Consider the following 14880-nt stretch of genomic DNA (forward strand, 5'->3'; position numbering starts at 1 on the left):
ATTCAACCAGTACACAAGTTAAGAGCTTAACTTACCGCTTGCTTACTGTGGCCTAACCTGAGTATGATCCTGTTTGAATTCGCAACCCAAATTCTACCCAAGGTTTCAGCTTATGCCGTTCATGCCCTTCAATTTCCTGTTCCTCTGGCTGGTAGGATTGCTGTCGATCGGGGTACTTGGCGGAGGTATATATATTATTTACGAATGGTACATCGGCGAACTTGTAGGGATTTCCTACTTAGTCAGCGGAGTCTTGATGCTTCTTTGGTCTGTTGGCGGCCGCTTTATCAGTTTGCCGCTGTTCCGCCGCCCCGGTGCTGACGAACCGAAGCCGACGCGGACGGGTACAGTGCAGCGGGTAGAGAGACCTGATGGCACTATTTTACAAGTAGAATTCTACGGCCCAGAGGACGGGCAGCCGATTATTCTCTCCCATGGTTGGGGGCCCAACAGTATGGTTTGGTATTACGCGAAACGGCAACTAACCGATCGCTACCGAGTGATTGTTTGGGATCTTCCAGGTTTGGGAAAATCCACTCGACCAAAAAACAGCGACTACTCCCTAGAAAAATTTGCCCGCGATCTCGAAGCCGTCATTGCCATAGCAGGAAATAAACCTGTTATCCTACTCGGACACAGCATGGGCGGCATGATTTCTCTAACATTCAGTCGGCTTTTTCCAGAACTTCTCGGTAGTCGAGTAGCTGGTTTAATTCTGGTAGATACCACCTATACTAATCCCGTCAAAACCGCTATTTTTAGCGGTTTATTACGCGCTTTGCAGAAGCCGCTGCTGCAACCTCTGCTCTACCTCACCATAGCTCTTGAACCGATTATGTGGGGAATGACTTGGCTGAGCTATCTCAATGGTTCACTGTACATCAGTGTAGAAGTATCGGGATTTAAAGGCACTGAAACGCGCGGTCAATTAGAGTTTTCAGCTTTCTTATCAGCCTTGGGTTCTCCCGGCGTTCTTGCTCGCGGCACACTGGGAATGCTCAAATTTGATGAAACAAAAACTTTGCCATCAATTGACATTCCTGTGTTGGTGATCTGCGGCGATTCAGATATCGCCACTACGCCCCCAGCTAGCCTGCGAATGAAAGCAGAATTACCTCAAGCAGAGCTAGTTACTATAAAGCGAGGAGGACACATGGCATTAATGGAACATAACCAGCAGTTTGCAGAAGCTGTCAGGGCATTCTGCAATGAAATTTCGTGACGAAAAATGTGAGTTAAAATCCCATACGGTTCAGTTAAGGAAAATTGTAGCGAAAATGTTGGGCGGAGTGAAACGGAGGGTTCGTTCCCTCCGGGCCCAACCTACGCACTGATTCGGTCTAGTTCCTAGACCTCTTTGTCACCCTTCCACGTTTAACTGAAAATGCGCTTGAGGGCAGGAATACGAGCCAAAACGAAATAATCCAACAGCAGAACGGTGACGAGTGAAAGTCCTACAAGCGGGAAGGCAATCCCTAAAACAGCAACGATTGCGAGTGGCACTTTCCATCCCTGAACATGGGTGGGCATTGCAGGCGCACCGAGCCAACCCGTCCCTTTCGGACGACGCTGCCACCACATCACCGTACCACTTACTGAAAGCACAATCAAAATTAAGGATGCAAACAACATCAGTAGTTGATTGCTCAATCCAAAATATTTTCCCATGTGAATTGAAATTCCCATTGATACGACTTTGGGTACTAACCCGTAATCCTTCCACCGCACATCTGTTAATACTTTGCCACTGTATTGATCGATGTGCAAAGTAATTTCTTGCGCCGGATTATTTGGAAATGCCGAAACCGTATACACACCCGTGTTGGATTCTGGAAAACTAACACTAAATCCAGGGGGTGCGCCTTTTGCTTGAGCTAAATTTACAACAGAATCTAGATTTACGGACGAATCAGCAAGAGTTCGCCCGATAACTTCGTTGTGTCCTGAATGATGCTCATCTCTAGGCGTACTCGATTTAGGAATTGGTAATTGCTCTACTGCCCAAGGCACAACTTGATTGCCCTGCTGATTGAGGGAGCCTGTGAGTGTTGTCGATTGAGGCACGTTATCCCGCATTTGTGCAGGGTAGTAGTTCGACAAACGAGCGAAGGTATCTCCCCAAAAACCTGTCCAGGGTAGTCCACTGAGGATGAGGAAGCCAATTAGCAATACGCCATAAAATCCCGAAACGGCGTGTAAGTCCCGCCAAAATACCCGCTTATTCTGACTCCACACACGCGGAATTAATGTTCCTAAAAAAGTTACTTTGCCGCGAGGCAACCACAGATACAATCCTGTAATCAGCAGCACAAGCCCCCAACAGGAAGCAAGCTCTACTAAATAATCTCCCAATTTTCCGATCATCAGTTCGCCGTGAATCTTGCGTGCGATCGCTTGGAGATTATTATTTTCATCGCGATCGCCTAAAATCTTAGCTGTATAAGGATTCACGAAAACGGCTAGTGTTCTTTCATCAAGAGTCGCGATCGTCACTTCAGCACTACGATTAGACGCAACGCTCGGCGTAAATTTTGTTACTTTGGCATCAGGATAAGTTCGTTGAACAACTGCCACCTGTTGAGTATAAGGCATCACCACATCCGCAGGCTGCACAAACATATTTTGGTGATACATCGCAGCATCTAATTGCGGTTTAAACAGGTAAATGATGCCTGTGATTGACAAAATCAGCATGAAAGGAATAACAAACAAGCCTGCATAGAAGTGCCATCGCCAAACGGTGCGATAAAAACGATTACTGGGAGGTTCAGCAACCAGTGAAGGGTTCAAAACGCTGTTCAATTTACTCATTTTTGTTTGCCAAAATATCGAGAAAAAATCATTATGCTACACAAGTATGAAAAATGTCAAAAGACAGGCTGTTAAACAGAGTTGCTGCGGATGCCAATTCCACAAAACAATCAAAATCATCCCGCAATTATGTAAGGGCTTAGAATTCCACATCTTCTCGCTCATTTTCGTCGGTTCTGGGAGTATCCAAACCTTTCGCAGCCCAACGCATTGTCTCAATGTATTTTGCCAGACTCGCCACAGTCGGAGCCTCAAACAAATTGCTGACCGATAACTCGACTTGCAAAGCGTCTCGGATGCGAGAAATCAACTGAGTTGCTAGCAGGGAATGCCCGCCTAGTTCAAAGAAATTATCGTAGATACTAACCTGCTGTTTTCCCAAAACTTTAGCCCAAATTTTCCCGATCGCCTTTTCGAGATCAGTCCTCGGCGCTACATAATTTTCTGTTATATCCTCGCTGTCTGTATCTATATCGGGCAAGGCGCGGCGGTCAACTTTGCCATTAGGCGTCAGTGGCATATTCTCCAACACTGCATAAGTTGCAGGAACCATATATCCTGGTAACTTTTCTTTCAAAAATTGGCGCAAGTCACTTGATTTTAGATTGTGACTTTCTGATTTTTCATTAATGCGGTCAGGAACAACATAAGCTACCAAATATTTATCGTCGGGGATGTCTTCCCTCACAATTACTACTGCTTCGCCCACTTGTGGATGCTGGCACAAAGCCGCTTCAATTTCTCCCAACTCGATGCGGTAGCCGCGAATTTTTACTTGGTCGTCAACGCGGCCTAAAAACTCGATGTTGCCGTCAGCTAAATAGCGACCTAAATCACCTGTTTTATAAAGGCTAGAACCTGATTTCTTGCTAAAAGGATTGGGAATGAATGCAGCAGCAGTTAAATCCGGCTGGTTGAGGTAGCCTTTCGCCAATCCGTCACCGCCGACGTACAATTGACCCATAACACCGATCGCCACCGGCTGCAAATCCGCATCGAGGAGATAAATTTGCGTGTTGGCGATCGGGCGACCGATGGGGATAGATGTTGCGGTTTCGGGTACGTCTTGCACGCAGTAATAAGCCGAAAATGTGGTATTTTCTGTAGGCCCGTAAACGTGAATTAATTGAGTGCTTAGATTTTGTTTGAGAACTTTTTTAACCCATCTCATATCGACCGCTTCTCCGCCAAACAGCAAGCAGCGCAGCGAATCAAAAGCTTGCGGTAAAACTCTAGCAATTTGTTGAAATAAGGCAGTTGTTAAAAACAAAACTGTGATGCCTTCTTGGCGCAGTTCTAAGGCTAAATCGTGAGGCGAAAGGGTAATATTTGTGCTAATTCCCACGAGTTGAGCGCCGTTAAGTAAGGCTCCCCAAATCTCGAATGTGGCTGCATCGAATGAAGCGTTTGATGCTTGGGCAATTTTATCGGTAGGTTCTATTTTTATATAGTTGGTGTTGAGTACCAGCCGATTTACTGCTTTGTGGGTGACAGCAACTCCCTTGGGTTTTCCTGTTGAGCCAGATGTGTAAATAACGTAAGCTAGGTTGTCTGCTGTTACGGTGTTGGCGGGATTTTCGGTGCTTTCTTTGGCTATGTGTTCCCAGTCGCGATCGAAGTAAATCACCGAGTTTGAGAAGTCTCGGAAATTCTCAATCAATTTATCCTGAATTAGCAAGACTTTAACTTGAGCATCTTCCAGCATCAAGTTTAGCCGATCGCGCGGATAGCTCGGATCTAACGGTAGGTAAGCTCCTCCCGCTTTCAGTATAGCCAACATCCCGACAATTAGGTCGATCGATCGCTCTGCACAAAGCCCCACTAAAACCTCCGCCCCCACGCCCTTTTTTTGCAGGTAGCGCGCCAGTTGGTTGCTGCGAATGTTGAGTTCTCTGTAAGTCAGGTTTTGGCTGTCGAAAGTTAGGGCGACATCCTCCAGATGCTGCTCAACTTGCTCTTCAAATAACCGATGAATGCACTTATTTTGAGGATAATCTGTCTGAGTATCGTTCCATTCTCTGAATAATTGATTCACTTCATCCTCGCTCAATAAAGGTAAGTTAGCGATTCTTTGTTCTGGATTAGTAACAATGCTTTCCAGCAGCGTTTTAAAATGCCTCAGCATTCGGGCGATCGTAACTTCATCAAATAAATCTGTATTGTAGACAGCTAATCCTCTGAGTCCTTCCGAATCTTCCCAATGTTCGCCGTACCTGCTCCTAAAATTATCGGAAGCTTCCCACAAATACAGCTCTAAATCAAAGCGCGTTGTTTGAGTCTCCAAAGGAAAAGAACTCAACTTTAATCCTGGCAATTCTAGCTCGTCCACTGGCCCATTTTGCAGCCCGAATACCACCTGAAACAGCGGGTGACGATTCAACGATCGCTCTGGGTGCAATTCCTCGACGAGCTTCTCAAAAGGCAAATCTTGGTGAGCATAAGCTCCCAGGGTTACTTCGCGCACCCGGCCCAAAAAATCTCGAAATGTCGGGTTTCCCGAACAGTCTGTTCGCAGCACTAAAGTGTTGACAAAAAAACCGATTAATGATTCAATTTCGCTGCGGTTGCGATTGGCGATCGGCGAACCTACAACAATATCTTCTTGCTGCGAGTAGCGGTAAAGTAATGTTTGAAATGCTGCGAGGAGTGTCATAAATAAAGTCGCTCCTTCTCGCTGCGAGAGCGCTAAAAGTGCGTCCTTCAGCTTTTTAGGCAGTTCTAAATATTGAGTTTTTCCCCGATAATTTTGCCTAGCTGGTGCAGGGCGATCTGTGGGCAAATTTAACACAGAAATCCCGTGTAATTGCTGCCGCCAATAAGCTAGTTGAGTTTCTAATACTTCACCTTGCAACCATTCGCGCTGCCACTCGGCAAAGTCTGCATATTGAAGTGATAATTCTGGTAGAGGAGATGGCTGTTGATTTATCAAAGCTGTATAGATAGCCTGCACTTCTCTAATTAGCACACCTATAGACCAATCATCGGAGGCTATGTGGTGCATATTTAGCAAGAGAATATGCTCTGTTTCTGTCAGCCGCAGGATGGTGACTCGTATCAGCGGCCCCGTGGATAAATTGAAAGGGCGAAGAGATTCGGCTGCGGTGAGTTTATTTGCTTCTGTTTCCCGTAGTTCGGGTGGCCAATGTTGCAGTTCTAATAGTTGTAAATTAGTCTTAAAAGCAGGAGATATTATCTGCACTGGTTGCCCTGATACTACGGCAAAAGTCGTTCGCAAAGTTTCGTGTCGCTGCACTATTTCGTTGAAGGTTTGCTCTAAAGCTGTTAAGTTGAGGGAACCAGTTAAGCGCAGTGCTGTTACTACATTATAGAAAGGGTTTTCCGGTGCGAATTGGTCGAGAAACCACAAGCGCTGCTGGGCAAATGATGCCGGAAAGACAAACACTTCGGCTTCTGAGGAAATATTCAGTTTTTCTATATCGTTTGTAAAGGAATCGTCAAAAATTTCGGATGCCATATCTGTTGCTCTTCGGGATAGGATGTGTTAATTTTTTGATGGCGCGGGGTTGCTTTTTGATGGTGCGATCGCCTCTTAAAACTTTCGCGAGCAAAAGATCGGAACCTTTAATATAATAAATCTGGGCGCGGGAGTGCGGGAGAGACGCGGGGAATAGAAACGGGGTTTCTGCCTGCCGGATCAAGTTATCCATTGAGGGGCTAGGAGTGCCACCCCCCAATCAAATTTAGTCGCGGAACGGGCTCTTAGGTTTGTGAGTCGGGTGCAATCGGGTGAGTTATATGCGAGAATTACCGGGAGCAATTCGTGGAGAGGTCAAGCTGTAGTGTCAGGAACCTCAGCCTAAAGGCATGAGGCTTGAAGGAGAAATCTAACAAGCCGTTCTGACCAGCCTAAGTCTTAACTGGCTACGTTTTTTGAGTCACGACACCGGGAGAATGCGAAGCTAGTTCCCTGCTCTGTCGCTGGTAGTTAAACAGTCTTAAGGTCACTGAGACAGTGCTACGGGCCTAACAAGCTCATTAAACCTTGGCGAAGCTAACTTTACCCCGCAAGGGAGGCTCGAAAGAGCAAAACACTATGCGTACAGGGCTGGGAAGTTTGAGACGGTAATTGTCCCGTTGAAAGTGCAACACAAAAGCACACCGAGCCAACCAGTCCCAAGGCGGTAGTAAATCAAAAATGTAAAGCCGTCCTAAAAGGACGGGGTTTCTAGCCATTTTTCTGATGATTTCTAATTGCACAAAGTGTTCTTGGGGCGATTCCCTTCGGGATAGCTTTGCTTCACGCAATTTTTTCACATTTGTACCTTAGCGACTACTATTGATTAAACAGTGTTCGCAATTTCTTAGATCAACTCACTAGAACTTGCGGCCTGATTTGGCAAAATACTTAAGAACAGTGAACGTGCAGTTTAAATTAGAGGTTATAGGCTAATGGCGCAGCGGAACGTATACTCGTCAAAGGACGAGCCAGAAGAAGTACAATCAGCAGAAGAAGTCCTCCACTCAGTAATGCAAGAACTGGACGCTTTGCATCAAAATGTCAAAGGCCAGTTAAATCAGGACATTACTCGGCTGCAAACTGAAAAAAATCACCTGATTGAGGATATTGAAGACCTCAGAGAGCAATATCGCAAATTGCAGTCTCAGCAAATGGAATCTCTGTCGGGGCGATACATTCAGCAGCAGCAATTGTGGCTGAAGCAGTTGGCTCAAGTTTTGGCTCACAATTTGCAGGATTTGTTGGTGCAGCGGTTCAACGAACTCAGCGCTAACTCGGGACATTCTCTCAGCAGCCCTATTCCCAGCGGTGAGTTCCCGATACCGATGCCGCCGAGCAACTACGACGAACGGGCCTCTGAGTTGCTGGCGGCGCTGGATGAAAGGATCGATCGCAGTTTCCAGATGCTGGAACAAGATTTAACCAGTTACGAAAGCGAGCTTTCCGTGCGGCTCAACAACATGAAAACCCTGGAACTGCAAGGGGAAGAGCTGTTACAAAATCTCGTAAACCGCATCAGGGAAGAACTCGAAGAAGAAGAAGCATATCTTGAGAATCCTTTCGATGCTCAAGATTCCTATGTCGAGGAATCAACTAATTCTGTTAATTCTGTTAATTCTGTCCGCCCGCAACTTCTGCAGCCAACACCTGTGGAAACGCCGCGACAACCCGTGCCACAGCATTCTTCAGCGCCTGCTGCAACTGTTAAAGCATCTTCTCAAGTACAGACAGGTTTGGTGCTGGCTTTGTCTTCGGCGGTGGTATTGTCGCTGTTTAATGTTTGTTTGAGAATTCTGATTAAAAGCAAAAATCCTCGGATGGTTTTTGGGTGGTTTGAATTTCCGGGAGTAGTAACTCCGGGTTTTGGAAATTCTTTGTTGATTTTGTTGATGCGGCTGATCGTGGTGATGGCTTTGATGCCCATATTGGCGACATTTTTGTATCCTTCTGTGTGGAAAGATATTAGGCGGTTGTTCCAGTCGGGCGATCGAGCTTTGTGGAGCAAGGTTTTAGGAAGCGCATTTTTTCTGTTTTTGTCTCAGGTTTTGATTTATTTGGCGATCGGCAATATTCCGGCGGGGATTGCGATTACGATTTTCTTTATTTATCCGATCGTCACCGTACTAGGTTCTTGGATCTTGTTTGGTTCTCGCCCCAGCAAAGTCGGCTTTTTCGCGATAGTGGGAATTACCGCAGGTCTGATTTTAGCTGGGTGGCCGAGTTTTGCGGCCCAAGCTCCAGGCGGCGGCAATGTCGGGGTGGGAGTCACGGCGGCACTGGCTTCTGGGATTACCTTTGCAGGTTACGTATTGCTGACGCAAATGGCCGCAGGCAAGCTGCACCCGATTCCTTTTAGTTTAGTTAATTTCGCCGCGATTTTTGTATTTTCCTCCCTGAGTTTGTGGGTGCCACTGTCGGAAAATTTATCTCCTAAAATCGACCAAAATGTTTGGCCTGGTTTGATTGTGGGAGGTGTTATTTTAGGGGTGCTGACGCTGTTTAGCTATCTTTTGAATAATTTTGCCATCCGGTTCGCAGGGGCAGCCTTAGCGTCAGTAATTGGCACTTTGGGGCCGGCAATGACGGCACTCTTCGGTTTTCTAATTATCAATGAGAAGTTGCAGCCTGTGGCAATTCTCGGTATGGCTGTGGTGACGTTGAGCGTGGCTGCTATGAGTGTGGAACGCATAGTCGCTCCTCAAAAGAAGGCTAGTTAAGGCAAGAATTTGTCCTTCATAAGAGATACCAGAACCCCGACTTTTAAACAGTCGGGGTTCTGGTATCTATCTCTTTTAAAATCTAAAATCTAAAATCGACTTGACCTATGACTACAGTCATTAAAATCTCGCCCAACTTAGAGGAGTTCCTAAAACTTCCAGAAACGGAACCAGCTTCCGAATATATCAACAAAGAAATCATTCAAAAACCCATGCCTCAAGGTGAACATAGCAGATTGCAATGTAAGCTTTGCAATGTCATCAACCAAATAGTCGAAACACCAAAGATTGCTTATGCTTTTCCAGAGTTGCGTTGCACTTTCGGCGGTGTATCACTCGTCCCAGATGTAGCAGTATTCCGGTGGGAAAGAATTCCCTTTCTACCATCGGGTAGAATTGCTAACCGCTTTGAAATTTATCCAGACTGGGCGATTGAAATTCTTTCTCCCGAACAAAGCCAAACAAAAGTGCTTGCTAAATTACTTACTTGTTCGCAACAAGGCACTGAATTGGGGTGGTTAATGATTCCCGAAGAAGAAAGTATTTTAGCGGTATTTCCCGGACAAAGAGTGGAACTGTACGAAGGTGCAACTAATTTGCCAATACTTAATGGAATTGAGTTAGAATTGACAGTGGAAACAGTTTTTAACTGGTTAAATTTTAGTTAAGTTGAAAAGTTTGTGAAGCGGGACTCTCCCAAGGGAATCGCCATTCTTAAACAACAGAAACCACCACTCGAAAACCCACAATACTAGCCTTACAATCCGGCTGATATCTGAGGCGGCAGGCGCTGCGACAATTCGGAGGATGATCGTTCCAAGAACCCCCCCGCAACAACCTCAGCGAAGAGTCCCCGTCAGACTCCCAAACGCTACCATCAGCAGGCGCACCGTTATAATTATTGTGCCAAGAATCCGCGCACCATTCCCAGACATTTCCGTGGAAATCGTACAATCCGAAAGCATTGGGTTTAAAACTGCCAACATCTGTTGTTTGAAAGCGATAAACTCCCTTCGGCGCGTCAGCGTAATTAGAATTTCCGTTGTAATTGGCTAACTCGCTGGTAATCGTTTCCCCAAAGTGAAACGGCCCCGTAGTTTGCCCCCGGCAAGCATATTCCCATTGGGCTTCGCTAGGCAAGCGATAATTCTTACCAGTTTTGCGAGAAAGTCGATCGCAAAACTCCACAGCCTCGTACCAAGATACATTTTCTACAGGTCGATTTGCACCTTTAAAACGGGCAGTATCGGGATTGAGAAATATTTTAATTTCCGGCAGCGCTGCAACTGCTGTCCACTGTGCCTGAGTGACGGGAACTTTGCCCATATAAAAAGATGCTAAAGTTACTGGATGCTGTGGTTTTTCGTCGCTGTCACCCCGATCGTTTGGGGAACCCATGAGGAAAGTACCGCCACGAACAGATACCATTTCCAGGACTGTACTGCTACCGAGATGTTCTTCAAAAAAACGCGCTTTGCCGCTGTTAACATTAGTTTGCTTCCCGCGCTTGTCTACTGTCACCACCTGAAATTCAAAAGTGCTTTTGACAACAGCAATTCTCTGCGATGCCTTGTTCACTGGCGGAGTGGTGTTGGATTTTTTCCTCGGATTGACAGAGATATTGCTGTTGATTTGCCCGCTTTGATTGAGCGGGGTATTGATGGCAAGTTGTCCTCCCTTTATCATAAAAGAATTTAGAGCAAGTTGTCCTCCATTGGCACAATGGGGTTGGGGAGGTAAAGAATAGAGATTTAAAGCTTTGATTACTTCATCAGCAGATTGATATCTATTTTTGAGATAATCTTGAATTAATTTGTCTAAAACATTTGCCAACTCGCTGCTGATTTTTGTGCCTGCTGGCAACCGTTCTCTCCAAATCCAGCCGCCGTTTATCGGATCGTAAAGGTCATCGGAACCGTCAATTTTTGGCAAACATTGAGTTAGCAGTCTCAGGCAAGTTATTCCCAAACTGTACAAATCGCTTCCGGGGAAAACTTGACCGCGCATTTGTTCTACCGGCGAATATCCGGGCGTTCCTACCGTTGTGCCTACTTGGCTCATCAGCGAGCCCGTCACTTGTTTGGAAATACCGAAATCTATCAAAACTAACTCTCCCCGCCCTCCCCTTCGGAAAGCTGAATTGCGAAAATTTCCCACCTTTGGCAATGATGAGCTAACAGAGGTGCGGCGGCGGATGATATTCTCAAGTTTGATGTCTCGGTGAATGACATTGCGATCGTGCACAAATTTCAAAATCGGCAAAATATCTGCGAGTAACTGCCAAATTTTTTCTTCGCTAAAAACGCCCTGCTGAGTTAATTCTGCTAGTAAAGTTTGCCCCTCAATCAACTCTTGTACTAAATAAAGTCGCTTGTCTTGTTCAAAATAAGCAATTAATCGAGGAATTTGGGGATGTTCACCGAGTTCGTACAGTCGTTTCGCTTCTTGCTTAAACAATTCTGCGGCTTTTTCAAGTGCTGAGGTTCCTTGAAATTGGGGTACAAACTGCTTGATTACGCAGGGATCGTCCATGCGATCCGTATCTACCGCTTCATAAGTTCTGCCAAATCCCCCTTCGCCCAACAGTCGAATCACGCGGTAGCGGTTTCTGAAGAGAGGCGTGAGGTCGGGCTCGCCGCAACTTTGACAAAATTTAGAGTTGTCGGGATTGAAAGGATGAGAACACGTGGGATTAGAACAGTAGAACATATCTGGGAAGAAATGATCTGGTTAAGGTTATGATATATCTTTTATGTATATCTGCCTCCTCATGGAGTTATAAAAATTAGAAAGAGATTTGAAGAAAAAAAATCATATCCCGATCGACTAATTTTCGCAACCCTCTCACCGCCGATATTCCTCGTCGCAGTCCCCCATCGACTTATACAAATCTCTAGATTTCTCAAAAATAGGGCCGGCCAATGGACATCCGTAGTATTTAGTATCAAATTAAACACTCTATAATTATCTGCCTAATGTTCGGATACTTCCAGCCTAAGACCAAGGATTGAACCCCACAGCAGGCGGGTCTAAAACATCATTAAAATTAGTCAAAGCTAAATGTTTAATTTTCCCTTCATCCTAAATTTAAGCAGCAGCAATTGTGCGATCCACAGTCTAATTCGATTCCAGGTTCTGTTTCATCTCGACACCCACGGCACGAGCGGCCGGATCTAAACTCTGTAGTAGTGTGTTTGACACAGTTTCCCGATCGACTTGGCTGCGGTTTTGACTGAGCTTGTACTTTCCTTCCAGTCGAGTTACAGTCATCTCAAATCCTACAATACCATCCATCATCCCTTCACGGAATTGATTCGATAAACCGTCCCAATGCGATTGGTAGTCAACCTCGTAGGTGTCTATCATCTGATTTATCATCTTGTTCATTGCTTTTGGTGAGTCATTGAGCATGATGATTTTGGGAACACCATACGCATGAACAGCAATATAGTTCCATGTTGGTACGCTCTCGTGTTTTTCATACTGTGTAGGGGAAATGTAAGCGTGCGGCCCGGTAAAGATAGCCAATGACTCAGCAGATCCGAAGGCTTGCCATTGAGGATTTTGCTTCGAGAGATGACCGCTCAATTTTACGACATCCCCTTGCATTGCGATGACGAGAGGAATATGTGAAGCACAAAGTACAGCGTCTACGCTAGATACCAATGTTGCAAAACTATTGGCTCTCATGAAAGCAACCAGTTTATCAATATTGTCTTCTTGAAAAGCAGTTGGTCTATACATGGAAATTTAATCTCGCTCTCAATCTCCCGTCCATTATACTACTCGCACCGAATTGAAGAGGGATCGCCCGCAGGTAATTTTGAATTATTGGGTATTGAGTATTGCGATCGCTAGTAACCTCAACTCATTGCCTCAATATTTGACCGCTATATCAGATCGACCTTAGAATTTTCATCCCTCGAAGGAAACACTAGGTATTGGTTTTTTATTGACTGTAAAAATTGCAATTGTATCACAATAGGATTACCCCTATCTGCTTGTTATGGAAATAGATCGTGTGCCATTTCTGAATCGCCTCCGGCGCACCATGTCCTCTGCGGAAGCTTGGGGGTTTAGTGTGGTTGGATATCTGATGTGGTTTACCTTAGCGCCGTCGATGCAAGCAGAAATTGGCTCCGCATCGCTGTTGGTTTGGATTCCTGGTGCGATCGTCGGAATTCTGTTTAACCTTCAAGTTCAGAGTTTGGGTAAGAAATATCCAGATGTATCTGGGGGAACACCAAATTACATCACGCGATTGCTGCATCGTTACCCTGCTCTTTCCCGGTACTTGGGGATTGCCTACTACTTGGGGTGGGTTTCCTTTCCGCCCATTAATGCGATCGTCATCACAAATTTGATCCAATTCCATTTAGAACCGATGGGGCTGAGTATTCCAGAAAAAGTGTTTGAGATCGGTTTTACTGCGATCGCTTACTTTTTAGCATTCAGTGGAACCCGCGCCGTCGCAATTCTGCACCTCTTTTTTATCTTTCCTTCGATCGGCTTTTTACTCCTCTTCTGCGTTCAGGGTTTAGGCTGGCTTGCCTTTTCCCCCCAAAGTCCCGGACTCTTGCCCAGCAGCATTGATGCCCTCAGTGTCCAGGACTGGCTGAAATGGTACTTGTTTGCCGCTTATAGCTTCTATGGCTGTGATACAGCTTCATCCTTTGTAGCAGACAGTTTGCACCCAAAAGACACCCTCAAGGCGCTGTCTTGGGTTGCCTGGTTCATGCCTCTGGTGTTTGTGGGTGGCAGTTTAGTGTTGGTGCAGTTGGCAACGGCTGCCGGTTTACAAGGCAATTTGTACGGCAATTTCTTGGTGGCTGCCAAGCCTTTCTGGGGAGACGCTGCCCCTGTCATAGTCACATTGCTGGTTGCGACTACCTGTTTGTTGGGATCTGCGACTAGCGTTTGCAATACACCCCGCATCCTTTTCCAACTCGCGCAGGATGGGCTGTTGTCTCCAGTTTTTGGCGCTGCGTCGCGTCGGGGTGCCCTAGAACCCGCGCTGTTGCTAAGCTTTATCTGTAGTTTAGGATTTTTAGTATGGGGCAACACCACTCGAATTGTCGTCGTGTCAGGGGTGAGTTTATTCATTTCTATCATGGGGTTGCACTTGGGGCTGTGGATGCAGCGCAACGATCCAGTCGTGCGTTGGGGGCGACTATCCTTAGCATTACTGGTGGTGGAGTTCATTTCCCTGGTGGTGGGTGGTGTTGCCTGGGGAAGGATGGATTTTGGCATCGGGTTGCTATTGCCGTTAGCAGTGATAGCGCTAGACGCTGCGATTCTGCGGATTCCTTGGGAATCTTTGCATTTACCGTGGTGGGATCGACTCCATACCAAGCCAGTAACTCCTCCTAAAAACGAATACTTTGTGGTGCTTCAGGTCGCAATTTTGATTGCGCTGATTTGTGGTACAGCGACGATCAGTTGGCTGATTCGCTCCTGGCTGCGGGTAGAAGGCGGAACCAACAATCCCTATCTGCTCATTATTGTGTTGATGACGCTGGCATTTGTAGGAGTGGCAATTGCTTGCTGGACAAGTCTGCCGCAGGTTGCTGCGATCGAAGAACTAGCAATTTCCTCGACCGCGCAAGCTAAAGAACTGGAGACAACCCTAAACGAACTGAAAAAAGCCCAGATGCAAGTTATCCAAAGCGAAAAAATGTCTAGCTTGGGACAGTTGGTTGCGGGAATTGCCCATGAAATCAATAACCCGGTCAACTTCATCCACGGTAATCTCACCTACCTGGACGAATATACCCAAAATCTGCTGGAGATGATAGAACTGCTATACAAATACTAGACAAGTCTAGACATTTGCTTCTTACTTCATCGGGAGCATGGGAGCGGTTATCCCTCAGT

General features: G+C 46.0%; 9 protein-coding genes. 4 read left to right on the plus strand and 5 right to left on the minus strand.

Annotated features, from left to right (window positions below; all coding sequences use genetic code 11):
* Positions 1-112: 112 nt before the first annotated feature.
* Positions 113-1222, plus strand: a complete 1110-nt coding sequence (locus QUA36_RS17410; RefSeq protein ID WP_333458523.1) for an alpha/beta hydrolase — start codon at positions 113-115, stop codon at positions 1220-1222.
* A 152-nt stretch (positions 1223-1374) separates the two neighbouring features.
* Here QUA36_RS17410 and QUA36_RS17415 read toward each other — a convergent pair whose 3' ends face one another.
* The 3 genes from QUA36_RS17415 to QUA36_RS17425 form a co-directional block, all read right to left on the minus strand.
* Positions 1375-2811: a PepSY domain-containing protein gene (locus QUA36_RS17415; protein WP_333458524.1), complete on the minus strand. Its 1437-nt coding sequence runs from the start codon at positions 2809-2811 to the stop codon at positions 1375-1377.
* Between the two features lie 139 nt (positions 2812-2950).
* The gene (locus tag QUA36_RS17420) at positions 2951-6286 is read right to left on the minus strand and encodes an amino acid adenylation domain-containing protein (protein WP_333458525.1); all 3336 of its coding nucleotides are present in this window, start codon (positions 6284-6286) and stop codon (positions 2951-2953) included.
* A 521-nt stretch (positions 6287-6807) separates the two neighbouring features.
* On the minus strand, positions 6808-7086 hold the full coding sequence (locus QUA36_RS17425; protein WP_333362024.1) for a hypothetical protein: 279 nt from the start codon (positions 7084-7086) through the stop codon (positions 6808-6810).
* Positions 7087-7221: 135 nt separating this feature from the next.
* Here QUA36_RS17425 and QUA36_RS17430 point away from each other — a divergent pair, with 135 nt between their 5' ends.
* Together QUA36_RS17430 and QUA36_RS17435 are read left to right on the plus strand one after the other, a co-directional pair.
* On the plus strand, positions 7222-9006 hold the full coding sequence (locus QUA36_RS17430) for an EamA family transporter (protein WP_333458526.1): 1785 nt from the start codon (positions 7222-7224) through the stop codon (positions 9004-9006).
* 107 nt (positions 9007-9113) lie between these two features.
* Positions 9114-9674: a Uma2 family endonuclease gene (locus tag QUA36_RS17435; protein WP_333458527.1), complete on the plus strand. Its 561-nt coding sequence runs from the start codon at positions 9114-9116 to the stop codon at positions 9672-9674.
* A 46-nt stretch (positions 9675-9720) separates the two neighbouring features.
* Here the strand turns inward: QUA36_RS17435 and QUA36_RS17440 are convergent, their stop codons facing one another.
* Together QUA36_RS17440 and QUA36_RS17445 are read right to left on the minus strand one after the other, a co-directional pair.
* Positions 9721-11715 carry an SUMF1/EgtB/PvdO family nonheme iron enzyme gene (locus QUA36_RS17440; RefSeq protein WP_333458528.1) on the minus strand — a complete coding sequence of 665 codons (1995 nt, stop codon included), beginning with the start codon at positions 11713-11715 and terminating at the stop codon, positions 9721-9723.
* Between the two features lie 408 nt (positions 11716-12123).
* A complete protein-coding gene (locus QUA36_RS17445; RefSeq protein WP_333458529.1) occupies positions 12124-12750 on the minus strand; it encodes an FMN-binding negative transcriptional regulator in 627 nt (208 codons plus the stop codon).
* A 262-nt stretch (positions 12751-13012) separates the two neighbouring features.
* On the opposite strand from QUA36_RS17445, the gene QUA36_RS17450 reads away from it, so the two are divergent.
* Positions 13013-14821 carry a PAS domain-containing sensor histidine kinase gene (locus tag QUA36_RS17450; protein WP_333458530.1) on the plus strand — a complete coding sequence of 603 codons (1809 nt, stop codon included), beginning with the start codon at positions 13013-13015 and terminating at the stop codon, positions 14819-14821.
* Positions 14822-14880: the final 59 nt, after the last annotated feature.

The sequence above is a fragment of the Microcoleus sp. Pol10D4 genome, from assembly GCF_036701555.1.
GTDB lineage: Bacteria > Cyanobacteriota > Cyanobacteriia > Cyanobacteriales > Microcoleaceae > Microcoleus.

What these genes read in the sequence shown, in the direction of transcription:
- QUA36_RS17410 (WP_333458523.1), top strand. Translation starts at nt 113, where the DNA reads ATGCCGTTCATGCCCTTCAATTTCCTGTTCCTCTGGCTGGTAGGATTG.
- QUA36_RS17415 (WP_333458524.1), bottom strand. Translation starts at nt 2,811, where the DNA reads ATGAGTAAATTGAACAGCGTTTTGAACCCTTCACTGGTTGCTGAACCT.
- QUA36_RS17420 (WP_333458525.1), bottom strand. Translation starts at nt 6,286, where the DNA reads ATGGCATCCGAAATTTTTGACGATTCCTTTACAAACGATATAGAAAAA.
- QUA36_RS17430 (WP_333458526.1), top strand. Translation starts at nt 7,222, where the DNA reads ATGGCGCAGCGGAACGTATACTCGTCAAAGGACGAGCCAGAAGAAGTA.
- QUA36_RS17435 (WP_333458527.1), top strand. Translation starts at nt 9,114, where the DNA reads ATGACTACAGTCATTAAAATCTCGCCCAACTTAGAGGAGTTCCTAAAA.
- QUA36_RS17440 (WP_333458528.1), bottom strand. Translation starts at nt 11,715, where the DNA reads ATGTTCTACTGTTCTAATCCCACGTGTTCTCATCCTTTCAATCCCGAC.
- QUA36_RS17445 (WP_333458529.1), bottom strand. Translation starts at nt 12,750, where the DNA reads ATGTATAGACCAACTGCTTTTCAAGAAGACAATATTGATAAACTGGTT.
- QUA36_RS17450 (WP_333458530.1), top strand. Translation starts at nt 13,013, where the DNA reads ATGGAAATAGATCGTGTGCCATTTCTGAATCGCCTCCGGCGCACCATG.